This is a genomic window from Limnobacter sp. G6BE5S, assembly GCF_058448965.1.
In genome coordinates this window covers 22,145-46,544 of sequence record NZ_JBZFLM010000002.1, presented here as the reverse complement: position 1 = coordinate 46,544, position 24,400 = coordinate 22,145, and the positions used below count along the sequence as shown (strand labels likewise).

The window sequence follows — 24,400 nt, the reverse complement described above, 5'->3', positions numbered from 1 at the left end:
TTACTAATTCGCTTGCTTCGTCTTTTAATTTGCTTCAAAACCGCCTTACCAAAAAAAAATGGGCCTGTAAGCCCACTTCATTTGAGACACCCTTTTTGGAGTGGGCGCTCAGGCAGCCTCAGAGAATAACCGAAACTGCCTTTATTTTCAAGTAATTTCCAGCTTGGGGAACTACATGGTGGGGGCTTTCCTGCGTCTGCGCTGCTGCGGTTTCTGGGGCGCGCCGTTTCCGGCTTCGTTGCCTCGACCTGGACCACGCCCTGCTGAAGGCCCACCAGTGCGGGCACCTGCGCCACGTGGCCCGGCGGGTCGCTTTCCCGCACCTGCAAATTTACCGGCAGGCGCACTGGCGTTGCCATTGGCACCCGCCCTGTTGCCATTGCGGTCACCACCATTTCCACGGCGGGCGGAGCCGCCGGCAGATGACAAATTGTTCTGATTGCTCAAAGCCGCCGCCGCTGTCGCACCGGAAACCGTGAGGTAGGTTTGCGTGGGTGTGGTGAAGGCAAGGCCTGGATCAATCAAGGGCTGACCATTGCGGCGTTTGTTGTTTTTCGAGCCAATGTTCTTTTTGTCACGGCGAATGGCCCCTTCTTGGGCGGACTCATCCACCTTCAAGCCCAGGGACTGCATGTACGACATGGCTTCAAGCGCTTCCATTTCCATGTGACGACCACGCTTGAGCGTGGAAGGCATCAAAATGTCACCAAACCGGGTGCGGATCAGACGGCTCACGGTAAGTTTGCAGGCCTCGAACATTCGGCGAACCTCTCGGTTGCGCCCTTCTTTCAAACCGACCTTGTACCAGCGATTGGCGCCCTCGCCGCCTGCGGCATCGACGTAGAGAAACTTGGCAGGGCCATCGTCAAGTTGAATACCTGTCAGCAATTGCTGGCGTTGTTCTTCGGTCAATTCGCCAAGAATACGCACTGCATATTCACGCTGAACTTCATAGCGGGGGTGCATTAAACGGTTGGCCAACTCGCCCGAGGACGTGAACAACAACAGGCCTTCGGTGTTGAAGTCGAGACGGCCTACCGCAATCCACTTGCCATTGGATATTTTGGGTAACTTCTGAAATACGGTGGCTCGACCCTGGGGATCGTCCATTGAGACAATTTCGCCTGCGGGCTTGTGATAAATGAGCACGCGTGGAGGCTTGGATTTGTTTTTACGCTGGATCAGCTTGCCGTTCACACGGACCTGATCGGTGGGCAACACCCGCTGACCCAAATGGGCAGGCTCAGCATTGACCGAAACCCGGCCAGCAACAATCAGTTCTTCCATTTCACGGCGGGAACCCATGCCGGAATCGGCCAGCACCTTGTGCAACTTGGGCGCCAACTCGGGATCGAGCCGCACATTCAATTTGCTGCGATTCTTGCCTGCGCCACCATTTTCTTCAGACTTCAGCCCTTCAACCTGATTCAGTACTTCGCCCCACTCCATGTCGTGGCTCTCGCTGTCGACACTGACAATGACTTGCTCAGGAATCGGGTTGGTATCGAGTGTTTCAGTTGCTTTGCGCTTGTTGGTTCTCATCGTTTTCCGCTGTATCACTGTCATCCACATCAAATGGAATGACTTTTTGTAACTCATCAGCCAGCTGCTGGTCTTTTTCATCGTCCAGTGCAGGCAAATCGCTTAGGCTGACCAAATTAAGGTCGGCTAAAAACTGGGGCGTTGTGGCCCAAAGTGCTGGGCGCCCCGGTGCATCGCGGTGACCGATTGACTCGATCCAGCCGCGATCTTCAAGTGCTTTCATGACCTGGGTAGACACAGTGACACCACGAATGGATTCGATGTCGCCCCGGGTAACCGGCTGCTTGTAGGCAATAATTGCCAAGGTTTCCATGGTAGCCCTTGAGTATTTCGGGGGCTTTTCAGGATTCATTTGCTCAAGGTAACGTTTAACGTCATCTCGGGTTTGAAAGCGCCATCCGGTTTTAACCTGCACCAGCTCCAAACCCTTGTGGGTCCAGTCGCGGCGGATGTCTTCCAATAGCGTTGTAACCACTGAGGCGTCGATGGCATCGTCGAACAGACGCATCAATTCTTTGACCGCAATGGGCTCAACCGAACACAGCAGAGCTGCTTCTAATATGTTTTTAGCGCGCTGGGGATCCATCCAGGCGGACTCACTTTAAGAAATTCAGGTGTTGATAGGGAAATAGTGCCGATTGGTCCTGCAGGCCGAGGTGGCTGTTGCCAGCGGGGTGCAGGGGCGCAGCGTGAAACGAGTTGCGCGACGGGCATTTTATAAACCGATGGCGCATTGTAACCACGTTATCCACCGATCAGCAACCACTTGATCACACAATTAATTTCAAAAAAAACGGCTCACCTGGGCGAGCCGTATCTGAAAGTAACCCATGGAGGGTCGGAGACATTTACAGTGTGCCCCGATTCGGTGCGCTGAACATCCCCACTGTGGCTTACCCCGAGGCTTGTGGAACTTATCCACACTGGGCGGGGAAAACCTTCCCGATTCGCTGTGGATAAAATTTTCAGCCCGTTGATTTTGTGCAGTTTTTGGTTGTTTGATTAAAAACTGAGCATGCGCTCTAGAGACCAACCGCGCTTGCTATTTCAGCTTTCCCAACGATAGCCAACACCCGCTTGGCGGATGCGCTTCCAGACGGCCTCTTTTTCCTCATCGCTTTTGAACAACCACCCATCAACCTCGTCGAGCGTACGACCACAACCCATGCAAACGTCGTCGCCAAGGTTGGTTGAACAAAATCCCACACAGGGGGTATCGGCTTCGGGCCACACGGGCAGGTTGGCGTATTCAGGTTTTGACATGTTGCTACTTTAGTTGGAGTTGGGACGGTGTTGCTTCTTCAGGCGAATATAGAGCACTTTGGTGACGTGTGCGACAACCGAGCCATCGGCGTGGGTAATGTCGACCTCGAATGTGTGCAATACCTTTTCGCCCGTGGCTGCTTTGGACTTGATTTCACTGAGCGTTTGATCATTGACTTGATACACGCCCTTGACCAGTGAATTGCCTGGCGCAATAAAACGAATGTTCGCCTCTTGGTCCCACACATGGTAGTGACTGCCCAAACGCTTCATGAGCACAAGCATGAAGAAGGGGTCGGCCATGGCATACAGTGAGCCGCCGAACTGAGTTCCCATGATGTTTTTATTGCGGCGCGTGAGCGGCATGTGCACTTCAACTTCGTCGAAATTGGCGCTGATGTGATGAACATGAATGCCCGCACCGCGCAATGGTGCATAAAAATTCATGGCCCTGCGCATGAACTCGGGCTTGTTTGAAAGGTCTTTCAGAAATTTTTTAAACATTTTTTGCTGCGAATTTTTCTTGTGGTTTCAGTAGGATAAAGGTTTTTGAGGGGATGTTTGTGGGTTGAACTGCGTTTGTGCACTTGCACACAAGGCGGAAACCCGCTATAGTTTCGTTCTTACCAGACGCGGGGTGGAGCAGTCTGGCAGCTCGTCGGGCTCATAACCCGAAGGTCGTAGGTTCAAATCCTGCCCCCGCAACCAAATACTCAGAAAGGTCAATCACTTAGCGGTGATTGACCTTTTTGTTTTGTGACATTAAATGCCGGTTTCGGGCGGGGTGTTTGTCACCTAGTGTGAAATTTCAGCTTGAGCGAGTGCCAAAACAAATTCGGGCAATCGATACAAATAACCTTCCATCGACTAATCGAAGGCAGGCTAATAAATCATACACCGCCCCAAATCTGAGCGAGAAAATACAACAAGCAAACCCTTCCGATACGGGCTCGGTCTGTAATCAATCAAAAAGCATCGGAATGGTGTGCCCTTTCTTTGGAAAGGCCCTATCCAACATATCAATAAACTGCTCCCAAGTTGAACAAGCCCTCATGAAACCAATTACCGCATGTAAATGTTGGGCAAGCGCGGTATGACCCACATCTGTTGATAACCACTGGTGATGACGCGACTTCCGCCCACCATCTTCTTTGGGGTTCAGTCTTTCTAGCTCATCGACCAAACCCGGCGCGAGCCTCTCGTAAATAACATCAACAGTGTATTTACCCACCACACCAGGCCGAGCAACGGAAGTTGGGTCAAAAGGCCACCCTTTCAACCTAAACATTTGCTTATAGAATTCATCAGGAAAGCGTTTCGCCCAAGCTGCCAGCTCTTTGGCAAGATAGCGATCGAGAATCGCCTGAAGCGCCTGCTTATCTCTGACTTCTTGATACCCCGTTGCTTCGTCAACTAAAGCAACTACGCCGATATGAGCGAGACCTCGCATAAGGATTTCCGCTCTTTGAGCTTTATCTCGTTGTTGCTCCTGAAGAACTCCGGCGTCACGAGCACTCAACCAAATTTCACATGCTGTGGGCAAAATGGTCGCATCGAACCCGACAACCGTTTTTTTACCATCGATGTAAGTCACTGGCTGAAGGGGCCCATCTAACATTTCTTTTGAAATGAACGGCTTGAGCCTCTCGGGAGCCAAAAATATTGGTGTTAGGGCACCGTTAGCGGACGACACCTTTTTCAGTCGTTTTGAAGCACCACTTCTAGAACCGAGGAGTGCGTTGGTAATCCCATTTTCCGTCAAAACTCTACGACCATCCTCAAGCACTGCGCAGGGAATCGACACATCACCAATCGTAACGTCCCCACGATGCGTAGCTTTTGGAGCACCCCATCTCGCAGATGCAGCAACTTTTGCGATTTGACTTCGCTCCTCCGCTGAAAGTTTTTCAGATCTAGCTAACCCGCCGACAACCTTTGATTCATCTTTCATCATGCTTGCATTTTCCTTTTATCTATACTTGCATTTGCAAGCATACCAAAATTGTAAATGCAAGCAAGCATTTTATTTACTCAAGGGTAAATCAGAGGTTGCTTTAGCCACAACCACCGACGGCGTATCAAGTTGGTTAATCCAACTTTTTAAGGAGGTCATCCCTTCTTAAGTGCGTGTAACGCTCAACAATCGTGGTTGTGAGTTGCCCCGTGATTTCTTTGACCTCGAACACAGAAAGGCCACGTTCAATCAAGCGTGAAACCGCCTCATGCCGCAGATCATGCAAACGGAAGTCAACAATGCGAGCTCGCTTCACCGCAGTGCCGAACGCACCCGTGATCGCGTCAATTTGCACGGGGAAGACACGCTCCCCAAACGACAACCCTTTCAGGTAATCGAGTTGTTCCAGCGCCTTTCTCGACAACGGCACAAAACGCCGCTTCCCATTCTTGGTTGCATCCAGGCGTGCCCACCGCTGCTCAAAATCAACATCAACCCACTTCAGGTTACCCAGCTCACCACGACGCATGGCAGTTTCAACGGCAAGAACAACATACGGGCGCAACCAGTAGCTTGGATGCTCATCACATGAGGCCAACAAGACCTGAAACTCTTGTGGGGTTAATCGACGAGACCTGGCGTTTTGAATGCTGGGCATTCGCACACCTTCGGTTGGGTCGAGCAGCTTGCGGAAGCCCCACTCATACTTCGCGGTTTTGAACACTGCTTTGATCACTTCCATGTATCGCTTCACGGTGGCGGGCGCATAACCACTTCCTACCAAAGCATCGCGAAAATCAGCAATGTGCATACCCTCAATGTCTTCAAGGTTGCGGTTAACGAGTGTGGGATAGAACCTGATGATCAAATCGATCCTGCTACGCTCGGTAACGTGCCCCTTCTTGGTTGGAGTCACTACCTCCCGATAACGGAGCATCGCAGCCTTCAGGGTAGCAACTTCCAGCAAGCGCTGACGTTCGGGCGTAGCTCGCCTGAACTCAGCTTCCATTTGCAAACCCCATTTCAGGGCTTCATGGTATGAGTCAAAGGTAGATGAGATTCCTTTGTGCCCTGCGATGCGGACACGTGACAAATAACGGTTGTTTTTTTGAACGATAGTGGGCATGAGGCCTCCTTAAAAGTTGTCAGTCACATATGTGATGATTGCCTTATTGGAGAGGCTCTTAAGCTGCTAAATCACCGGGAGACAAGCCACGGCCATTGCTCGCGGCGGCTCATAACCCGAAGGTCGTAGGTTCAAATCCTGCCCCCGCAACCAAATTTTTATCATCAAAACCAATCACTTAGCGGTGGTTGGTTTTTTTGTTTTCTGAGCCAACAAGGGCCATAAAAAGAAAAATGAAGTATCAAACGAAAGTGTCTAGGTAAAACGAGACGATTCACTTGGTAATAATCTCTAAAACCGGTGCGTTCGAGACGACCTTTATATCGCCCCCCCACGTTTTCAACCACCACGCGAACTGAGGGGTCATGGCTACTTTGGCATTCAAAATAATCTTTCCGTCAGCTTGTTCAAATGACTGATCTTCCGATAACTTCGATTCCAGAAGATATTTATGCAGCAAAGGGCTGATCTCCGCACGAACATTGATAATCTGTCCGCGACCAAAATCGGCAAATCCGTCCTCGACATATTTTGCCAAACTGAAATCCGTGGGTTTAGCGGTTTGAACAAACGTACGCTCTGCTTCTTTAATGCGATTCAGTGCGATCAACCTTAAATCGTGATGCCCTGAAAACGTCACCACGAGATATGACATCCAACCCCGTTGAATCATGCCAAGAGGGTTGATTACGTGTTCGGCTGGCGTGTCGCTTTTGATATTTAAATAGCTTATTTTGATCTGCTCATCGAATAACAAAGCCTCGTAACAAATCGTTTTAACCGCATCGTCTACCTTGGGTGGAATCAGGTGCTGAGAGGGACTTTTGATCGCGACTTTTTCGCGCCAACTTACGAGTTGGTTGGAAGATTGAGCTGCGTTAAGTGTATGTTCAGCTTCCACTCTTAAGCTCATTAGTGATTCGGAAACGACATTGGGCAGCAGGTCGATCAGGGTGTCTGCTGCCATCACTGTTAACAGAGCGTCGCTTATGCTCATTCTTGGAGCATGGAATCCGTTGGACTGCTTTGACCAACTCCAAAGGTGCGGGTGCTCAGAATCGTCGACAACCAGAGGGAAGCCAGCCTCGACCATACTGTTCACATCACGCTCTACGGTACGCTTGGTGACTGTGTATCCACATTCCTTAAGTTTGGTACACAAGCCTTTGGTGGAGATTGCGGCTGGCTCTTTGGGAATGAGTTTTAACATCTCCCAATGTCTAAGCAATGTACCGCGAGATTTCTTGGGCATGGTCAAGTTTCCATTCCGAGTATCACTTGCCCCGATCGCACCAGGTTCAGCGCGATGCCATATTCAGGCAATAATTTTTGATAAACCTCAAGCTGCGATCGATGGGCTGCCCAAACATCATCCAAGACTTCTATTTTTGAATCGGTTTTGTGATCAATGATGAATTTGACCTTCTCTCCCGTCGCAAGCAAATCGATCGAACCAACCGCTATTGTTGAATCAGTTAACTGACCAATTACTGGCACTTCAACGGAAATTGAGCGGTCGATTCCTGCCGATTTAAGGTTATCTTTCAGATAATGTGCGTGTAGCCAAATCTGTTCGATCTGTTGTGAAGAAAGAAACTCACTCAAAGCACCTTCTAACCGGCTTTTGTAAGATTTAACAGAATTTTTGCCCGACATCACTAGCTCAATTGCCCGATGTATCAGGGTTCCGAGCTCGTTCGCCCGTTTGTGATACCCAAGATCAATAGGCTCGCTCACCTGCACCGCGGTAACCTGAGCTTTGTTATTCGTCTGGGTGTTTTGCTGCCTCTCATGAGCAACCACGGATGGATTTTGCTGAGCTGAAATCCTTGGAGTTGAGTAGGTATTGAAATCCAATGCGCGACGCCCTATTGCGAGTTTTGCGTGCAGAACCAAATCAAGATCATTTTCCTTAGGTTCGCACTGATATTTGACGCGGTCGATTTCAGCATCAAAGGAACTCCCCAATATTTGAACCGAGTTTTCAGCAACCTGAACATCACACAGATCTTGCAATATCTGAATTCGTTTTTTTATTTTCGCCTTTGAATCCAAATGACTTGGCAGCCACTCCAAAACCAGCTGCTCCCGCGGCCGCGACAAGGCTACGTAGAGTTCACGCATTGCGACTTTTTCAGCTTGACGGCGCAATGGTTCAGCCATCAATTCTCGCTTTGACTCAAGCGCTACTTTGGGGGTGAATTCAATTCGGCTATTTTGAATTAGTTGAGAGAAGTCCGCAAAGTCAGAATATCCAATACCTGCTGAAGGAAGGTCCGCTTTAGGACTTTTATCCATGCCACACACAACCACGATGGGCCATTCACGACCTTTGGACTTGTGCCAGGTCGTCAGCTCTATCGCATCCGTGTCGCTGTAACTTGCCTTGGGGCAGGAGTCCTCATTTCTATTTGCTTTGAGAAAATGAAGCCAACCAATGAAGGTACCAATTCCCTGTCCGTGAAAACCAGCCGAGGCAAGTGTCTCTGCGGGCGCAGACGAAAACTCTTTGGCCAATCCGATCAATTTGATCAAATTGGCACGTGCTTGAGAAGCGTCAGGCCAAGTCGCTGCCAGATCAAATAAACCCGTTTCCTCAAGCATCAACTCAACAATGGTTTTAATCGGTAGCGTGCGGTGGCTATCCCTTAAATTTTCCAAAGTATCAAAAACAGGTAGATGGATGCCCTCACCCAGCAGCTCCAATTCCAACGCTTGCTGCAGATCCATTTGTCCGAAATCTGAACAGGCCAAAAACAATCGTGCGTGCTTGTCTTCGGGATTGGATAATAATTTCAGGAGTTGCAAGCAAATTTGAATTTCAGCGCTCTCAAACCACTCCTGCCTTTCGACATTCACTGAAACACCCAGCTTCTCGAGCTCTCTTGCGTAGACCCCCAACATACCGTTGGTTGGACAAAGTATGGCGATGTCAGAACCTCGGATCGCACGTGCATTAACCGATTTTCGGTCGATCACTTCAATACCGGAATTCAACTTACGCTTGAGAATTTTTGCCAACTGGTAGGCGTTCCACTCGCGCTCAGAGGGATGAACTTGAACCTCATCGTCTACCTCTTGATCACTCGAGCGTCGATTGGACTTCGGTTTATCTTCCATCACAACCATGTGAAACGGAATTAGCGAAGATGTAGTGCCTTTAGGCCCAAGTGGCTCATAAGAGGTATTCATACCCTCAGCAGAACACAGCCCCTGGGTAAAACTATTGATGATGTCTAAAAGTGCAGGTTGAGAGCGCCAATTGCTCTCAAGGCTACTGACCTTTGCGGCTGGATTCACCAACAACGCTTCAAACAGCCGAGGGTCGGCACCCTGGAAGCCCATAATGCTTTGCTTGGCATCGCCCACTAAGATTGACGGAATACCGGCTCCGATTAGGTGCCAAAGAAATGCGAACTGGATCGGGTTGGTGTCCTGGAACTCGTCAACCACAACCATGCGAATCGTATCCGCAAGTCGGGTTTGAAGTTCGTGCTGGCGTAAAGCAATCTCCGCTGAAGCCACCATGTCGGTGTAATCCATGAGCTTTGCTTCTTGCTTTCGCTTTGCATAACCATCTAAAGTTTGGCCAGCCCCATTGATCAATCCCGCAAGCTGTTCCCTACTTTGCCTTAACGGACCGGGGTGAATGACCAAAAGCTCGTTTGCCGCACTAACTACCGCATCAGCCAATTCTTTGTATCTACTGTAGTTTGGAGCTTTGGCTGAACCCTTAAAAGTAACTTTTAACTTGCACAGCTGTCCCCAAAGAGCCCAATCTGTCAGAAGTGGTTCAAATTTAGCGGCCGATTCCAGTGCTCTATACGACTCTCGAAAATCAGCCACAGGTCCAGCACCCGTTACTCCAAATGACTCAACAGGGCAAATTGGAAATTGATCGAGCAAAGCCTTAACGTGACAGTGCATGATCTTGGCTAGGTCATTTTCTGTGCGATTGGTCTCTGTTGGACCATAACAATTCTCAAGCCACGATAAGCTTCGAGTCAGAAAATTTGGGTCCGCTTGCTGACGCCCAGTACTTCTAAGTAAATCAATAAAAGACTTTAATTGAGATCTGAAGGCGTCCTCAGCAGAAACGAACTTGCTCCCCCTTCTAGTAATTTTGTAGCCGAACTGATCCAAATTTTCAGTCATTTGAATGAGCGCGTCTGAATCAATCATTGAGGCACGAATAAGTTGTGTTTGTTCGTCCTCATTGAGCATTCGGGTACTCAATGGAGTACCAAGATCAAAAGCAAGCTCTTTGAGCAACCGGTTTCCAAAAGCGTGAATGGTCGAAATGTATGCATTTTCAACCTGTTGTGCAGCTTCATACAAGCCTGCACTCAAAAGCGCAGCCCTGATCCTGGTCTTGAGCTCTGAAGCGCCTGCTTCAGTGAAGGTTACAGCGACTAATTCTGTTGCGCTTAGCTCGCCAGAGCTAATTTTACCGAGCAGAGTTTCGGTCAGCGTGTGGGTTTTACCACTGCCAGCAGAGGCCGAAATAATGTTGAGTGACTGATCCATTATTCTTCCTCCTCGTTGCTTTCATCGCCCAGATCGTTCACGATCCCGAGCTTGATGAGCGGTGAGGATTCATACACATAACCTCCGAACCCCTGCTTTTGAAAATTACGCATTTCTGAAACCTTGATAGCGGGAATAACCCCTTGCCGGAGTTCGTCAAAGCGCGTTTTAAGAAGTGTCATGGCAGCAGATGAAACATCTTGGCTCCACGGCATGGCTTCGCCGTCTTCAGAAACAGGCTCGATGGAATGCCATCCATTGATGGCTTGCTGTGGCACGAAATTCGAAGTGGCGAGACGATCTTTTAATGTGAAGTAGACAACCCCATTGAGCTTCTTAAGATTGGCATGCTTGGCCTTTCCCACATCTTTAGGATTCTTTGGTCCCCCGGAATGCAGCATTTGCTCATACAAACTGGCCTGTAAATCCAGACGTGCTTTCATGCGCTTTTCGTATTTGTCGGCTTTTGCAGTTTTAAAGTCCACCACAAGTACCCCAGAGTCGGGCAAAGCGATGACACTGTCTGTTTGACCATGTATCGGGTGACCATCAAAAGTGCCCTGAAGCCACAATTCAGGGGCTACAACACGCGCATTCAAGCGCTTGAGTAGCTCAGCCCAATCAAGTGCAGCTCGCCGAATAATACTTAAGAGATTCTTGCGTTCCACTTGCCAAATCGCAGTGGTGAGGAATGGGGCTTTCTTCTTGATCGCCTGTTCAAATAAACCTGAAACCTTGAACTCAATTATGGCCTGAGATGGAATAACGCCTTGTTCAACAGCGAATAATTGTTCCATCACGTCATGAGCGATTAGCCCGCTTGTCAATGGAGTAAAGCCGTCAGGCTCCCACACTCGATTTTCTGCCCCAATTTGCTTGAGTAGCCAGCCGAGAGGGCAGATCAGTAGATCATCCAATGCGCTGGGAGATTGTGATTTCAATGAAGTGACAGTCTCTCCAGTCACCTCATCAATCGATGATTTGGTCCACATTGACAGAAGATCAGTGTCCAAACGAATATCTTTAGAAGTGGCAACAAAGCGCTCGACAGGTAGAACTGGTAAAGGGCTGTATTTCAGTTGCTCAATTTGCTGTTGATCGATCTCGTCAGTGATATCGAGAATCAGTTTTTCTGGTGATCCGGTCTCCCCTGCAAGGAGCGAGAAATCAACTAGGCTGTCTGAAGGTTTTAACCCCTTGCCCATTTCATCAAAGGCAGGGCAAAAGAAGGTAACCTTCTTCTCCACACAGTTGAGCTGTGTGATGAACAAGCTACGTGCTTGAGCGCGCGTATCCATCGATAACGCTAGAGTTGTCCAATTCTCCTTGAGTTTGTTCCATTGCGCGTCGGACAGCACGGCCGGATTATTAAAATCTGGGGGAAAGGATCCTTCCGAAAAATCCACAACAAACAAGAATTTAACGGGTCTCCAAGCGTGCTTTTCTTCGTACAGAACAGTCACGCCATCGACAAAGGGGCCAATCTGTTTCTCAACTTGCAGTGGCGCTATTGGGATTAAACTGCGAATTGCATCAAAACCAAGGGCCAGGTTCCCCGCTGCTTGAATCGTTGTATCAAACAAATTTTTCGTATTTTGTTGTTGAACTTCGTTGATCCCATCAAGCTTAAGGATGGCAAATATCTGCTTCAGAGCACTTGCAAGCTCAGATCTCTCAATACCTTTAAACAAATCTGTGACAGCTCGCCAATTCCCTGGAAACTCTTTTGGGACTTTGACGGAGAAACCATATTGATCCAAACCATCGGCCAAAGAGCTACCGATTTTTGCGCTCCATGGCAAAAGTGGATTGGTAAGCAGAGATTTTAGTGACAACTTCGGACTTGCCCCTTCGAGAGCCAAGAGGATGCTCGAAAGCAATTCACCAGCCAGGTTTCTCTCAAAATCAGTCCACTGCAGGTTTGCCAGCGGCACGCCAAACTTATCGAATAGCCGAGCAAGATGATTATGCGATTCGAATTTATGAGGAAGCAACAACGCAAAATCAGCGTAACGCAAAGATGAATCCAAAACTATTTGCTTTTGAATCATGCCGAGGATGATCTCAATCGATTCGAGCCGATCCCTACAGCGAAGCCATTGAAGTGTGTTATCCCTCTGATTCCAAGGAGGGCTGATGTTTTGATTGGGCCTAAATAAATGGCACGCTGCGGTTCTCAGATTACTTCCGCTTTCCGCCCTGGGTTTGTTATAGCCTTGAACAAACTCCTCAAATGCCTTTTGATATTCACCATGTAACGCTTGGGTTTCTTCGTTAAAGAGACAATTCGTGGAGAGTCTGTTCAGAAGACGATCGATCAAATTGCTTCTTAATGGATAAAGTGACGATGTGATAACTTGGATGGGTGTTACGGGTGGATCAGCGCATTCAATGATGCTGCTTATTTTTTGCAGCTTGGGGGGTAAGGCTTTGGCTTTCTCTGATCTTTCGAATAGTAATTGAAGATCAACCAAACGCTGTTTTGTGATCAAATCTTTGGCCTCATTGCCCCAAACACAGCTCCCTGCCCCTTTCTCTGTATCCAAAATTTTAAAAATTGACTCAGCTAGTGCATTCTTCACACCTACAGGATCGACATTGAAAGACTTTTGCCAAAAATACTTCGAATCATCTGAGGTATTTAATGAACTCAAAAGCTCAAAAAATCGATCTATTGGCCCGGAATTTAATTCAGGATCTAAATTCAGGAAATGTTTTTGATATGCACATTCAATCAATTGATCGACAGTGCCTACTTCTGCAAGGACAGTTCCGAAACTAATAGCAAGGTGGCGTCTGAGAGCCCGAGTAAACTCGGAATCGGGACAAAGGAAGAAAAAGTGTGGGGCGGAATAGTTTGTCTCAAATGTCATTTTTGGCAATTTTTAGAGTTATGAATTGATCTTGACACACTAATGAGTTCAGGAACAACTCGTATTACTGGGCTATAGGTCTTGTCATCAAAGCTGCGGTGGACCTTCATTGATGTGTGCTACTGGGATCATTAGATCAAGACTGCTGGCAAAGACAAATCTTCCGGAAAGGCTAAAAACAAAGCGTGTATCGATAGTCGTGAAATAAACAAATTGCCCAATAATTTGGCTGGCTGGTTCTTCTGTAAGTTCGACCGGTAGACGAAATTCCTTTACTATTTGCCCGTCGGCCGGTTGATAAACGATCGTTGTAGGGTCCTTCAGTTTGAACATGATTTGTCAACACAGTGAGCCGGAACCATAATCATGGCTTGACGTGCGACGTAATGTGTCGCACGCAATAATTAAGAAGGATAGAAAACAAATACACTAGGTGGGAGAGCCAGCATCTTGTGGTAAAAATTATTTGGGGTAGCCCACGCAACTTTTAATCTAGGTCACTTCACATGGGCATCAAACTCCCCACCTCCAGAATCGCAAACGCTCAGCCAAGCGATTTAATTCTTCAATACATCTCGATTGGAAAGAAAATTATTGAACTATGGAGCCAGGCGGAATTTAACAAAGGCAGAAAAGTGAATGACACAGTTGCGACTATCATCCGGGATTGCAATGGGCTCTTGGGATGTGCGGGTAATTTCAAGAATGGATGCTTGTACCGGGAAAAAAAGCTAGAAGAAAAGTGGACACCAAAGAAGGGGCAACCGCCAGTAATCTGTGACCACGCTATTCCTGTATCTGAATTAGTAAAACTGTACTCACAGAAAAACATTCCACTCCAAGAGCTCATTTTTTACCCGGTTGTGCGGATCAGTAAAGAAGCGAATGACAAGCTCACCATGGCTGGATTGGCAAAAAAGGGTAATAAACCAGATCTTCCTCTTAGTAGGTATTCAAAAATTGATTTAAAAATTTTGACCCATTTCGGAGAGGAGATCGATCCAAAAACGTGGACTTTTGAACAGCACATGAATTTGGTCAGGAGTACACCAGAATTGAAGACAATCATTGACGCACTTCGAGGCGAGTCGCCCACGTGAGGGTAAAAAGTGCCTAGTGAAAGCTAGGGGATTCAAGCAGCAGCAGTGCAGAACTCTGGGAATAGTTATATCTAAGATATAGAGCGTTAACAGTTAAACGCTTGGATTTTAAGAGCCATCTCATTGGATAAGACTTAATTTGTGGGGACAGAAAGATCCAATTTTCCAGCTTTTTTCTGCCTCAGTTCCAGTGTCTTTGATTCAATCTGAAGATCCTGAATTGCCATGAGGCCATCTGTATTGAATTGAAAGCTCTCTGGGCACGGGCCAGCGCAGTCGTACACATAATCGATGTTCAACTCAAACCGCTCAAATTTTGGCTCACCTTGATACGCCTCATAGTGTTGATAGATGTCAGCACGAGAAAATCGACCCTCAGCCTTCTGCGAACGCACAATCAGCTTGGGGCGGTCTTTTCCATAGAAATTACCGATATCCTTTAACACCCTAGTGGTGAAGTCTTTGCCATGCATTTCGTCTGACCAAACATATGCCTTTGCAGACACCTCCGCCATCTTTGGACATAAGGTTCTCTGATTGTCGAGTTTGAAACAGGGGTTCCCGGCGAACGAAAAGTCGAGATCTTTTTTTAGGGACATGACTATGTTGAGCCTGAGTTCGTTCTTGTCTTTTGAATCCAGATACATGGGCACCACTGGAACACCCAACATGCCAACTGAGGAAAATCGAAGAGTCGGAGCAAGAGAAACTTTCAAATCAACAGCATCGGTTTTTACAGAGTGAAAGACTTCCGTGTTTGAACCTGAGGTCGAATAAATGTCGTTGACCGCATAGGTGGAGCATCCGCCGATGAGCAACACCAAGGGGACCCAACAGAACTTTAAACGACCTTTCATGAGTTTTTTCTCTCTTCCTTTATGTTCATCTAAACCTATAGTGGTTAGATTTCTGATCTGTCCACATGACCCCACCTAGGAGCATCTTATTGATTAGGCCCAATGGGCACCACTCAAATCTCAGTTCAATGCTGATGGGGCGCTCTGATTCTGAACACGGATTTTCTATTTTATCTATGTTGCATGAGAACTCTACAGAGCATTCAGAAAGTTCGTTTGGTTAGCACAGGGAACGACTCAAGTGCTATCTAAGGCGCAACGGTGCAGTCTCCTTCACTGCCAGTAAAACGCCAACTAACAATGATCCGTGTTTGAGGATCAAACTCAAAAAAATACTTACAAGTACCTCTCCATTTATATTCATTCTCAATATTGCCGTTCGATAGATTTCTGACAGTTGTTGGTTTTATGTAGAGCTTTGACCAAATGGCTGAATCTAAACTTTCCCCCAAGCTAGATGCCATATGTTCTTTAAAATTCTCATGCGGTGTGAGCGTAGTGCAAGACGACAACATAAGCAGAAATGTATAAACAAAGAATTTCCAGTTTTTATTTTTCATCTCTTTAATTTTTAACCCTCACTGCATCACCCCTTTCTCTATACAAATTTTTTATTTCCCAACATGGCTCGAATCAAAGTTTAGTAATAGCCGAAGGCACCATCAGAGTTAAAAATTCGGGACTTTGCATCCATTCAGGGCTTTTCATGGATTCCGATGGACTGATTCACAGTTGGCTACTGAAAATTGCCGTGGCGAATGGCTGCTAACAAATCCGCTACTACCCCTTGACCCACAACGGTGTCGAAATAATCTGCCGGACGCACTCCACCAAGCGCGTCATTTGGACTGAAAGCCCAATCGCCAAGCCATCTAGCAGCATCAAATCCAACAGGATCACCACACTCTTCCACCAAGTTTTGTACCTGGCCAATCAACAGGTGAATTCCAATAATCTGGTTAGATAGGCTCTTTTTCTGGTTGGTCGAACCTTTGGATTTGATCGAATAGACCAACGATAGGGGCACACCCAAACTTCGAGCCAAATCAGCCAAGCTGACTCCCATAGCCTGGGCTGTGTCATAAAAGTACCCACATGGAACTCCCGCTCTGATCAAGCCAACCCGCTCGAACAGAGTGGATTTATAAACAGAGCTGAGGTAACTGGAAAAGCTAACCGTTTGAAATGATGATTCGGGCAACTGTGACTCCATAAAATGGGGGTTCGCCCGATTCAATTTATCTGATCTGGATGAAAAAGACAGCCCCCAAAACGTGGCCTGAAAAAGTCGCGCAACTATAGGCAGACGGCCTCCCAAGAATTGCAGAAATTCATTGGTGATGATGCAGTCGATTTTTAAAGCCTGAAGGTCAATTCAATCCCTTAAAAATTACCAAAGCGGAGAAATTGAGTGCGTGTGCCCAGGGGGGCACCTTAATACAATAGGACTAAAGCGATCTAAATTGGCACCCCAGAGAATTGCTGGAAAGCCAGCACTGGCGTAGCAAACGCCTCGATTTATCCCGATACTTATCGAATTTCACCGCTTGTGATCGCTAAAAGAGAAAATACTCATAACCAAGGTCGTAGGTTCAAATCCTGCCCCCGCAACCAAATACTCAGAAAGGTCGATCACTTAACGGTGATCGGCCTTTTTGTTTTGTGACAAAAAATGTCAGTTTTTTAGATTGACATGGCATGTAATTAAATTTGAAATCACTGCACCCTCTTACCAAATATTTCCGGGAGTGCAGCCCTTGAACAAGCAAATTGATCTGTACTTTGACTTCTCTAGTCCATACTCATACCTGGCTGTCGCAAGGATCCATAGTCTCGTATCAAGCAATGACATCAAGGTTCAGCTAATTCCTGTGGTGCTTGGCGCAATTTTTAACAGGCTAGGTTGGCAATCCAGCCCCTTTCTGGCTCAACCCAGAAAACTTGCCTACATGTGGCAAGACGTGAAACGCCAAGCCAACAAATATTCAATTGAATTCCAGCAACCAACCCAGTTCCCGATCGGAAGTATCTTGTCAGCGCGGATTGCCACAGCGTTTTCGGATGCCCCATGGCTTCATTTGTTCTGCCTAAATGTATTCAAAACCTACTTCGTATTCAACAAAGATATTTCCATTCAGGAAACTATCCAGGGAATTCTCGTGCAAATGGGCCTCGACCCTCAGGAAATACTTTCACTTGCAAGTAGCCAAGAAACCAAAGACCGACTGAAACAGATCACTGAGCAGGCCGATCGACTTCAGATTTTTGGTGCTCCAACTTTGATTGTTCGTGATCAACTTTTTTGGGGGGATGATCGACTGGAAGACGCAATCTCATTTTGCTTGAGCGCGGAAAAAGCGGATTAAAGTCCAAGCACCCCAAAGATTTGCTGAACCACACCTTGATTGCTCCAGTGCAGCTCAATCCTGTGCAGGAATGGCGGTTTGGCGGGGAGGATGGAAATGTGGCTGTAAGGCTTGAACCCAAACTAATCACTTCGACCAATGATTCAGCGATTGAAGCTGCGGCAATGGGTTTGGGTTTGACGTGCGTGTTGTTTTAACCCAGATTGTGGGGTTATTGAACCGCCCCCTCAAACCCCAAAAGCTCCATAAAAACTCCGGGCTTTTTGTAACCCATGATCTTCTTGCTTACCTCGGGTTTGGGCCCCAGCACCAGCACAGCCGGGGTGGCAAACACACCCAGCTTTCTGGCCAACTGTTTTTCAGAATAGACCGTGCCGTCAATCCAGTTCACTGGCAAGTCGCCACGAACATTAATCGCCACAACATCAAACTTGCTTTCGATCAATTCCCGGTTTGCACCTTGCGTAAAGTTTTCCTGAAGCAGATAAGCACAATAAGGGCAGTCGTCAAGATGAAAGAAAATCAACAGCTTTTTTCCCCGTGACTTTGCATCTTGAATATCAACAGGAATTTCAAGAAAAGTTTGTTTGAACCAATTGGGCAACTCGTAATGCATGGGCTTGGGTTCGATTTCGCGAGCCAAGGCTTGCGACGAAAACACCAAACAAAATGCAACCAACAAAACGCGGCAAATGGGGTGACTTGCAATCAATTTCATAAGTGAAGTGAGTAGGCAATCAGTTCAATCAAACTCAAAACAATTGTTTAGAAAATCCCGTCAATCGCATCCACCACAATGGCTGTACCCACCGCAATTAACAACAGGTCTGTGCCCAATTGAACATATTTGTGGTTCAAGGGTGGTACGGGCAAGCGAATACGCAATTCATTGGGAATGTCGTAATAGCGAACACCGCTGCCCAAGGCGCGGCCTTTTTGCCACTGTTTGGCTTGCCCTGGGGGCTGGCAACCATTGCCTTTCTTGGCCAGCCCGGGTGGGCACTTGCCTTTGGCGACCTGGCCACCGTAGTAATCCCGCACAATGCGGGTTTCAGTGCTGCCAAAGTTAAACGACACCGACACACCACCGTCTCGGCCAGAATCTCGGCCTTCAGCACGCTGGCCTTTCTCGTTACCACCGCCTTTGCGGTTTTCCTTTTGCCCGCGTTGTTCATTTTGTTCTTTGTTCTTGCCTTGGTTGCCGTTTCCTTTCTCAGGCTTTTCGGCATAGGCACTGCCGCTGGCGATCAAGAGTGCGGTGGATGCAACAGTCAAGGTGCGCAATATCGATTTAATGGGCATGGGTAACCTATAATTATGTGTAACCCATTAGTAGTACCACCACGATGAATAACAAGCAATCCTTACTCGCTTCTTTACAACAAAGCCGCGAGCGCGTGCTCGAATTACTCAATAGCTTGAATGCAGACCAGGTCAAGGTGCCTTATTTGCCGGGAATCAACCCGCCCATTTGGGAAGTTGGGCACGCTGCTTTTTTCTTCGAACGGTTCATTCTGCAAAACCTGGACAAGCTACCCGCGTACAACCCCGCCTTGGACGATATTTGGGATTCCTTCGAGCTGGAGCACGAAGACCGCTGGCAGGAAGGACTTTTTCCGGATAAACCCGACACCCTGCGCTACTTTGACGACACCTTCAACAAGGTAAGGCAGCGAATTGAAAGCAAGCCGCTGACAGACCGTGATTTGTATCTGTACAAGTACGCCATTTTTCACCTGAACATGCACATTGAGTCGATGGTGTGGGCGCGCCAAAGCCTGGGCTATGCGCCGCCCCCCTACTCCACCAGTGAAACGGGCGAATTGGCCGCGCAGGCAGTTGTTACGCAAGACATTGAAATTCCCGCAGGCCGCTACCGCATTGGTATGCCGCCCGATTCTGAACATTTCGCAACAGAAGACTTCTGTTTCGACAATGAAAAGCCCGGCTTTGTGATTGACATGAAAGCATTCAGAATCTCGAAAAACCTGCTGAGCAATGCCGAGTACCTTTCCTTTATTCAGGCTGGTGGATACGAGAACGACCAATACTGGAGCATGGCGGGCCTGAAGTGGCGCAACGGCAGCGGTGCCAGGCACCCCTTGTTCTGGAAACATGAAAACGGTGTTTGGTTTGAACGCTGCTTCGACCAATGGTTGCCTGTTCAGGGCGAGCTACCGGTTAAACACATCAGTTATTGGGAAGCGCAAGCCTATTGCAAGTTCGCCGGGCGACGCCTGCCCACTGAGTTTGAATGGGAAGTTGCGGCGTTGGGTAACCGTGAACAGGGTACGTTCAACAAGTTTCCGTGGGGCAACACCATGGAAGCACACTGGGTCGACATGGACAGCACCAACCTGGCCAGGCTGCCAGTAAACGCCCTGCCCAAGGGTGACAGCCCGTTTGGCTGCCGACAAATGATTGGCACCGTGTGGGAGTGGACCAACAGCCTGTTTTTCCCATACGACGGATTCACCATGGACATGTACCCCTTCATGTCGACTTTGCAATTCGGCGACCACAAAGTGGTGCGCGGTGGCTCGTGTGCTACTTCGTCCATACTCATTCGCGGCACCTACCGCCAAGCCTATACACCCGACCGCAACGATGTGTTTGTCGGCTTTAGAACCTGCGCCCAATAAGGCTATATGTACAACCCTTACGAAACCGACGAGTTATTAAACCAGTACCTGGCTTTTCACTACGGCATTGATTATTTTGATGTTCCCAACTATCCGGTGCGCTGTGCGCAACTTTGCCTGGAATTCATGGGGAATCGGCCTCGCCGCAAAGCGCTCGACCTGGGTTGCGCCGTTGGCCGAAGCACTTTCGAGCTGGCCTTGGGGTTCGATGCCACCGTTGGTGTCGATCTTTCCGCCCGTTTTATTCATGCCGCACAACAACTGCAACAAGGCAACACGCTGAATTACTTTCTGCACGATGAAGGCGATTTGGGTAGAGCCATGCAAGTGTCGCTTGGCGATTTTGATTATGGTGGTTGTGACCAACGCGTGGCGTTCTCGCAAGGCGACGCCTGCAAACTGGGGCCAGAACACACCGGCTACGACCTGATATTTGCGGGCAACCTGATTGACCGGGTAAACAACCCCACCGAATTTTTAAACGACATGCCCCACCGCGTAGTGCCCGGCGGCCTGTTAGTGATCAGCTCACCCTACACGCTGCTGACAGAGTACACCCCGAAAGAAAACTGGCTCGGCGGAATTGAAGAAAACGGAAACCCCAAAACCATGTTGCAGGGTATGCAAGCCGTGCTTGCACCCCATTTCACACAGGTTCGGGAACCAATGAATGTTCCGTTTGTGATTCGCGAAACTGCCCGCAAATACCAGCACAGCCTTGCAGAAATGACCGTGTGGGAAAGAAAGCCTGGCTAATATCCAATGGCTAAGGCACTGGAATCAGAGTGACCGGTACACCGTTCACCGCTGCATTGCCACTGGGCTCGTCCAGCCATTGTTCGTCAGTTAAATCGTTGCAGCTCACGCCTGCATGCGCAGCAGCCACCTGCAAGCGAATCCCCGATTTGTCGTGTCCCCAGCCGTGGGGAATACTGACCACGCTGGGCATTACATCCTCTGAAATCTCCACGGACAATGTAATTTCGCCCACGCGGCTGCGCACCCGCACGCTGTGGCCTTCCTGCAAATTCAAGCGTGCTGCATCGGCTGGGTTTACCATGGCGGTGCAGCGGTTTTTGCCTTTCACCAAGCGTTCTGAATTGTGCATCCAGGAATTGTTGCTGCGAATGTGACGCCTTCCAATCAGCATCATTTCTGTGCCTGCGCGCTTGCTGGCATCCAGCAAATCATCCACATAATTTGCTGCAGCCTGAAGTACCTCGGCGGGTGCCAATTGAATCTTCTTGTCGGCAGTTTGCAAGCGGTCCGGGAAACTGGGGCGAAGTGGCCCCAGGTCAATTCCTTCAGGTCGCTGCCTCAATTGTTCGAAACTCAGTTTGTGCTCACTGGCCATGCCATAAGGCCCCATTTGCAAACCCATGTCGAGGATCATTTGCGGCGGCATGGAAGGCCGGGCTGGTTTTCCAAGTTTGGCGCTGTAGCAGGCAGCCAGCTTATCCATCAGTTCCCAGTCATCCAGACTGCCTTCAGGTTTGGGCAAGGTGGCTGCGCTGTACTTGGCCTGATTGCGCACGCCAAAAATATTGAAGATCAAATCATAGTGATCATGTTCTAGGGGCGAAGTCGTGGGCAAAATAACATCGGCATGGCGATTGGTTTCATTGATGTACAAATCCACTGACACCATGAAATCAAGCCCGGTTATGGCCTTGTCAAGCTGCTGACCATTGGGCGTGGACAACACCGGGTTGCCTGCAATGGTCACCATCGCTTTGATTTGCCCTTCCCCTTCTGTTTGAATTTCCTCGGCCATGATGGCGCTGGGAAACTCGCCCAAGGCCTCAGGCTTTTGACTGACCCGGCTGTGCCAGCGGCCATAACTGCCTGGCTTGCTGTTGGGTGCAGCGATCAAGTCAAGCGCGGGGTTGGCCACCAGGCTTCCACCCACCCGGTCTGTGTTGCCTGTTACAAAATTCAGCAACTGAATTCCCCACTGCGCCAAGGTGCCATGGCGCTGCGTGCATGCACCCATGCGTCCATAAGCAACTGCCTTGCCCGCATTGGCAAAATCACGGGCAATTTGGCGAATGGTTTCAGCATCAATGCCGCATTCAGCTTGCGCCACTTCCGGTGTTACCTTTGAAATGGCACCCAAGGCGGCATACAAGCCTTCACTGTGGTGAGCCAAACGATCCATGCGGGTCAGGCCTTCGCCCACAATTGTGTTGATCAGTGCAAACACAAAGGCAGCGTCGCTGGCCGGTTTTATGAAATGATGGCTGTCAGCGATCTGCGCGGTTTCAGTTTTTCTGGGGTCGATCAACACCAGTTTTCCACCCCGCGCCTGCAAGGCTTTAATTCGCTTTGCCACATCGGGCACGGTCATCAGGCTGCCATTGGAGGCAATCGGATTGGCGCCCAACATGAGGAAATAGTTGGTGTGGTCAATGTCGGGAATGGTGATGAGCAACTGGTGCCCGAACATCCAGTAACCCAACAACTGCATGGGCAACTGGTCGACCGAAGTTGCAGAGAAACGATTGCGGGTTTTCAGCAAACCCAGAAAATTGGCGCTGTGGGTCATCAGGCCCCAGTTGTGTACATTGGGGTTGCCTTGATAAACCCCCACAGCGTTCGCACCATATTTTTGTTGCACCTGGAACAAGCCTTCACAGGCCAGCTCGATTGCATCTTCCCAGGTGGTTTCTACCCACTGGCCATCGACCTTCTTCATCGGCTTGGTCAATCGATCCGGATCTTCCTGAATGTCTTTCAATGCCACAGCCTTGGGGCAAATGTGTCCGCGGCTGAACGGGTCTTGTTCATCGCCCTTGATGGAAACAACCTGATTGTTTTCGACTTCAATTTTCAGGCCACAAATGGCCTCGCACAAATGGCATGCACGGCGATAGGTTTGCAATCGATGTCTCCCGAATGTTCTGTTTATTACTTATATCCCCATACTACTGGCGAAGGTGTAATACCATCAAGTGATCTAAAGGAGACAACATGATCAATGCACACGCAGCTTTCGAGGCCAAAGGCCCGTTGAAACCCTTTCAATACGACCCTGGCGAATTAAGCGCATTCGACATTGAGATCGATGTGGACCACTGCGGTATTTGTCACAGTGATATCAGCATGCTGGACAACGACTGGGGCCGAGCCAAATACCCCATGGTGGCGGGCCACGAAATTATCGGTCGCGTGAGCAAGGTGGGTAGTCATGTAAGCCACTTGGCCATTGGCGATGTGGTGGGTCTGGGTTGGCACGCAGGTTATTGCGAAAGCTGCAAAATGTGTATGGGCGGCGACCACAACCTGTGCAGCACAGCCAAAGGCACCATTGTTGGTCGGCATGGCGGCTTTGCCGACAAAGTGCGCGCACAAGCGATCAGTGCTGTCAAAATTCCTGCGAGTGTCAACCCTGCCACGGCTGGCCCGCTGTTGTGCGGTGGCATTACGGTGTACAACCCCTTGGTGCAATTCAATATTTCGCCGCAAAGCAAAGTGGCTGTAATTGGCGTGGGTGGTTTGGGCCACATGGCCGTGATGTTTTTAAAGGCTTGGGGGTGCGAGGTCACTGCTTTTAGCAGCAATCCATCCAAAACCGACGAGCTATTGGGTATGGGCGCACACCATGTGTTGAACAGCAAAGATCCCGACGCACTCAAAAAAGCCGCAGGATCTTTCGACCTGATCTTGTCGACGGTGAATGTGAAGCTTGACTGGAACGCTTACATTTCCACCCTGGCCCCCAAGGGGCGGCTGCACTTTCTGGGTGCTGTGCTGGAACCACTGGACATTGGCGTGTTTGGATTGATGGGCCAACAGCGAACCATTTCTTCGTCGCCAGTGGGCAGCCCACGGGTGATCGCCGACATGTTGAAGTTTGCGGGTCTTCACAAAATCGAGCCGATTGTTGAATCGTACTCATTTGATCAAATTAATGAGGCCTTGGACAAAGTACGCCATGGAAGCCCCCGCTTTAGAGTGGTGCTGTCCCGTTAATCCCCCTCTTTTTACCCCCCCACCCCCACCCTTTGATGTGATTGTTTCAAGACCACATTGAGGGGACCCTAGGTGGGAGGGTTCTGAATACATCAAAAAACGGCCAAAGACCGAAAATAGCTCAGAGAGGACTGCAAGAATTTGCAACGAATTTATCACCTGAATGAAATATAGAGGG

20 protein-coding genes and 1 tRNA gene are annotated in these 24,400 nt (G+C 48.8%); 6 read left to right on the top strand and 15 right to left on the bottom strand.

Features of this window, described 5'->3' with window-relative positions; translation table 11 throughout:
• Positions 1–171: 171 nt before the first annotated feature.
• The 4 genes from rluB to ACVL1J_RS03405 form a co-directional block, all read right to left on the bottom strand.
• Complete coding sequence (gene rluB, locus ACVL1J_RS03420) at positions 172–1,542, bottom strand: 23S rRNA pseudouridine(2605) synthase RluB (protein ID WP_341237665.1); 1,371 nt, start codon at positions 1,540–1,542, stop codon at positions 172–174.
• Positions 1,514–2,128, bottom strand: a complete 615-nt coding sequence (scpB, locus tag ACVL1J_RS03415) for an SMC-Scp complex subunit ScpB (protein ID WP_159568747.1) — start codon at positions 2,126–2,128, stop codon at positions 1,514–1,516. The genes rluB and scpB overlap by 29 nt, the downstream gene beginning before the upstream one ends.
• A 461-nt stretch (positions 2,129–2,589) precedes the next feature.
• Positions 2,590–2,805, bottom strand: coding sequence for a DUF1289 domain-containing protein (locus ACVL1J_RS03410; RefSeq protein ID WP_159568748.1), 216 nt, complete (start codon positions 2,803–2,805; stop codon positions 2,590–2,592).
• Between the two features lie 9 nt (positions 2,806–2,814).
• On the bottom strand, positions 2,815–3,309 hold the full coding sequence (locus tag ACVL1J_RS03405) for a YiiD C-terminal domain-containing protein (RefSeq protein WP_394672240.1): 495 nt from the start codon (positions 3,307–3,309) through the stop codon (positions 2,815–2,817).
• 127 nt (positions 3,310–3,436) lie between these two features.
• On the opposite strand from ACVL1J_RS03405, the gene ACVL1J_RS03400 reads away from it, so the two are divergent.
• A tRNA-Met gene (locus ACVL1J_RS03400) sits at positions 3,437–3,513 on the top strand.
• Positions 3,514–3,766: 253 nt separating this feature from the next.
• Here the strand turns inward: ACVL1J_RS03400 and ACVL1J_RS03395 are convergent.
• The 6 genes from ACVL1J_RS03395 to ACVL1J_RS03370 form a co-directional block, all read right to left on the bottom strand.
• Positions 3,767–4,759 (bottom strand): P63C domain-containing protein, encoded by a 993-nt coding sequence (locus tag ACVL1J_RS03395; protein ID WP_491665123.1) that lies wholly within the window; start codon positions 4,757–4,759, stop codon positions 3,767–3,769.
• Between the two features lie 133 nt (positions 4,760–4,892).
• A complete protein-coding gene (locus ACVL1J_RS03390) occupies positions 4,893–5,885 on the bottom strand; it encodes a tyrosine-type recombinase/integrase (protein ID WP_491665122.1) in 993 nt (330 codons plus the stop codon).
• A gap of 274 nt (positions 5,886–6,159) precedes the next feature.
• Complete coding sequence (locus ACVL1J_RS03385) at positions 6,160–7,137, bottom strand: helix-turn-helix transcriptional regulator (RefSeq protein ID WP_491665121.1); 978 nt, start codon at positions 7,135–7,137, stop codon at positions 6,160–6,162.
• 2 nt (positions 7,138–7,139) lie between these two features.
• The gene (locus ACVL1J_RS03380; protein WP_491665120.1) at positions 7,140–10,412 is read right to left on the bottom strand and encodes a UvrD-helicase domain-containing protein; all 3,273 of its coding nucleotides are present in this window, start codon (positions 10,410–10,412) and stop codon (positions 7,140–7,142) included.
• On the bottom strand, positions 10,412–13,285 hold the full coding sequence (locus ACVL1J_RS03375; protein ID WP_491665119.1) for a PD-(D/E)XK nuclease family protein: 2,874 nt from the start codon (positions 13,283–13,285) through the stop codon (positions 10,412–10,414). Before ACVL1J_RS03375 ends, ACVL1J_RS03380 begins: the two co-directional genes overlap by 1 nt.
• Before the next feature lie 87 nt (positions 13,286–13,372).
• Positions 13,373–13,618, bottom strand: coding sequence for a hypothetical protein (locus ACVL1J_RS03370; protein WP_491665118.1), 246 nt, complete (start codon positions 13,616–13,618; stop codon positions 13,373–13,375).
• A gap of 173 nt (positions 13,619–13,791) precedes the next feature.
• Between ACVL1J_RS03370 and ACVL1J_RS03365 the strand changes: the two genes are divergently transcribed.
• The gene (locus ACVL1J_RS03365) at positions 13,792–14,385 is read left to right on the top strand and encodes a hypothetical protein (RefSeq protein WP_491665117.1); all 594 of its coding nucleotides are present in this window, start codon (positions 13,792–13,794) and stop codon (positions 14,383–14,385) included.
• 134 nt (positions 14,386–14,519) lie between these two features.
• Here ACVL1J_RS03365 and ACVL1J_RS03360 read toward each other — a convergent pair whose 3' ends face one another.
• Both ACVL1J_RS03360 and ACVL1J_RS03355 read right to left on the bottom strand, forming a co-directional pair.
• Positions 14,520–15,242, bottom strand: coding sequence for a hypothetical protein (locus ACVL1J_RS03360; RefSeq protein WP_491665116.1), 723 nt, complete (start codon positions 15,240–15,242; stop codon positions 14,520–14,522).
• A gap of 736 nt (positions 15,243–15,978) precedes the next feature.
• Entirely contained in the window at positions 15,979–16,443 is a 465-nt protein-coding gene (locus tag ACVL1J_RS03355; RefSeq protein ID WP_491665115.1) for an antitoxin Xre/MbcA/ParS toxin-binding domain-containing protein, read from the bottom strand.
• A gap of 556 nt (positions 16,444–16,999) precedes the next feature.
• Here ACVL1J_RS03355 and ACVL1J_RS03350 point away from each other — a divergent pair.
• Positions 17,000–17,608: a 2-hydroxychromene-2-carboxylate isomerase gene (locus tag ACVL1J_RS03350; protein ID WP_491665114.1), complete on the top strand. Its 609-nt coding sequence runs from the start codon at positions 17,000–17,002 to the stop codon at positions 17,606–17,608.
• Between the two features lie 211 nt (positions 17,609–17,819).
• Here ACVL1J_RS03350 and ACVL1J_RS03345 read toward each other — a convergent pair whose 3' ends face one another.
• Both ACVL1J_RS03345 and ACVL1J_RS03340 read right to left on the bottom strand, forming a co-directional pair.
• Positions 17,820–18,326 (bottom strand): thioredoxin family protein, encoded by a 507-nt coding sequence (locus ACVL1J_RS03345; RefSeq protein ID WP_341238191.1) that lies wholly within the window; start codon positions 18,324–18,326, stop codon positions 17,820–17,822.
• Positions 18,327–18,373: 47 nt separating this feature from the next.
• A complete protein-coding gene (locus ACVL1J_RS03340; protein ID WP_341238192.1) occupies positions 18,374–18,910 on the bottom strand; it encodes a hypothetical protein in 537 nt (178 codons plus the stop codon).
• A 44-nt stretch (positions 18,911–18,954) separates the two neighbouring features.
• On the opposite strand from ACVL1J_RS03340, the gene senA reads away from it, so the two are divergent.
• Together senA and ACVL1J_RS03330 are read left to right on the top strand one after the other, a co-directional pair.
• Complete coding sequence (senA, locus tag ACVL1J_RS03335) at positions 18,955–20,250, top strand: selenoneine synthase SenA (protein ID WP_341238193.1); 1,296 nt, start codon at positions 18,955–18,957, stop codon at positions 20,248–20,250.
• Between the two features lie 6 nt (positions 20,251–20,256).
• Positions 20,257–21,006, top strand: a complete 750-nt coding sequence (locus ACVL1J_RS03330) for a putative 4-mercaptohistidine N1-methyltransferase (protein WP_341238194.1) — start codon at positions 20,257–20,259, stop codon at positions 21,004–21,006.
• A gap of 10 nt (positions 21,007–21,016) precedes the next feature.
• On the opposite strand, the gene ACVL1J_RS03325 is transcribed toward ACVL1J_RS03330, so the two are convergent.
• Positions 21,017–23,131 carry a molybdopterin oxidoreductase family protein gene (locus tag ACVL1J_RS03325; RefSeq protein WP_491665113.1) on the bottom strand — a complete coding sequence of 705 codons (2,115 nt, stop codon included), beginning with the start codon at positions 23,129–23,131 and terminating at the stop codon, positions 21,017–21,019.
• 89 nt (positions 23,132–23,220) lie between these two features.
• On the opposite strand from ACVL1J_RS03325, the gene ahr reads away from it, so the two are divergent.
• Complete coding sequence (gene ahr / locus ACVL1J_RS03320; protein WP_236550794.1) at positions 23,221–24,222, top strand: NADPH-dependent aldehyde reductase Ahr; 1,002 nt, start codon at positions 23,221–23,223, stop codon at positions 24,220–24,222.
• The last annotated feature ends 178 nt before the right edge of the window (positions 24,223–24,400 follow it).

What these genes read in the sequence shown, in the direction of transcription:
- rluB (WP_341237665.1), bottom strand. Translation starts at nt 1,542, where the DNA reads ATGAGAACCAACAAGCGCAAAGCAACTGAAACACTCGATACCAACCCG.
- scpB (WP_159568747.1), bottom strand. Translation starts at nt 2,128, where the DNA reads ATGGATCCCCAGCGCGCTAAAAACATATTAGAAGCAGCTCTGCTGTGT.
- ACVL1J_RS03410 (WP_159568748.1), bottom strand. Translation starts at nt 2,805, where the DNA reads ATGTCAAAACCTGAATACGCCAACCTGCCCGTGTGGCCCGAAGCCGAT.
- ACVL1J_RS03405 (WP_394672240.1), bottom strand. Translation starts at nt 3,309, where the DNA reads ATGTTTAAAAAATTTCTGAAAGACCTTTCAAACAAGCCCGAGTTCATG.
- ACVL1J_RS03395 (WP_491665123.1), bottom strand. Translation starts at nt 4,759, where the DNA reads ATGATGAAAGATGAATCAAAGGTTGTCGGCGGGTTAGCTAGATCTGAA.
- ACVL1J_RS03390 (WP_491665122.1), bottom strand. Translation starts at nt 5,885, where the DNA reads ATGCCCACTATCGTTCAAAAAAACAACCGTTATTTGTCACGTGTCCGC.
- ACVL1J_RS03385 (WP_491665121.1), bottom strand. Translation starts at nt 7,137, where the DNA reads ATGCCCAAGAAATCTCGCGGTACATTGCTTAGACATTGGGAGATGTTA.
- ACVL1J_RS03380 (WP_491665120.1), bottom strand. Translation starts at nt 10,412, where the DNA reads ATGGATCAGTCACTCAACATTATTTCGGCCTCTGCTGGCAGTGGTAAA.
- ACVL1J_RS03375 (WP_491665119.1), bottom strand. Translation starts at nt 13,285, where the DNA reads ATGACATTTGAGACAAACTATTCCGCCCCACACTTTTTCTTCCTTTGT.
- ACVL1J_RS03370 (WP_491665118.1), bottom strand. Translation starts at nt 13,618, where the DNA reads ATGTTCAAACTGAAGGACCCTACAACGATCGTTTATCAACCGGCCGAC.
- ACVL1J_RS03365 (WP_491665117.1), top strand. Translation starts at nt 13,792, where the DNA reads ATGGGCATCAAACTCCCCACCTCCAGAATCGCAAACGCTCAGCCAAGC.
- ACVL1J_RS03360 (WP_491665116.1), bottom strand. Translation starts at nt 15,242, where the DNA reads ATGAAAGGTCGTTTAAAGTTCTGTTGGGTCCCCTTGGTGTTGCTCATC.
- ACVL1J_RS03345 (WP_341238191.1), bottom strand. Translation starts at nt 18,326, where the DNA reads ATGAAATTGATTGCAAGTCACCCCATTTGCCGCGTTTTGTTGGTTGCA.
- ACVL1J_RS03340 (WP_341238192.1), bottom strand. Translation starts at nt 18,910, where the DNA reads ATGCCCATTAAATCGATATTGCGCACCTTGACTGTTGCATCCACCGCA.
- senA (WP_341238193.1), top strand. Translation starts at nt 18,955, where the DNA reads ATGAATAACAAGCAATCCTTACTCGCTTCTTTACAACAAAGCCGCGAG.
- ACVL1J_RS03330 (WP_341238194.1), top strand. Translation starts at nt 20,257, where the DNA reads ATGTACAACCCTTACGAAACCGACGAGTTATTAAACCAGTACCTGGCT.
- ahr (WP_236550794.1), top strand. Translation starts at nt 23,221, where the DNA reads ATGATCAATGCACACGCAGCTTTCGAGGCCAAAGGCCCGTTGAAACCC.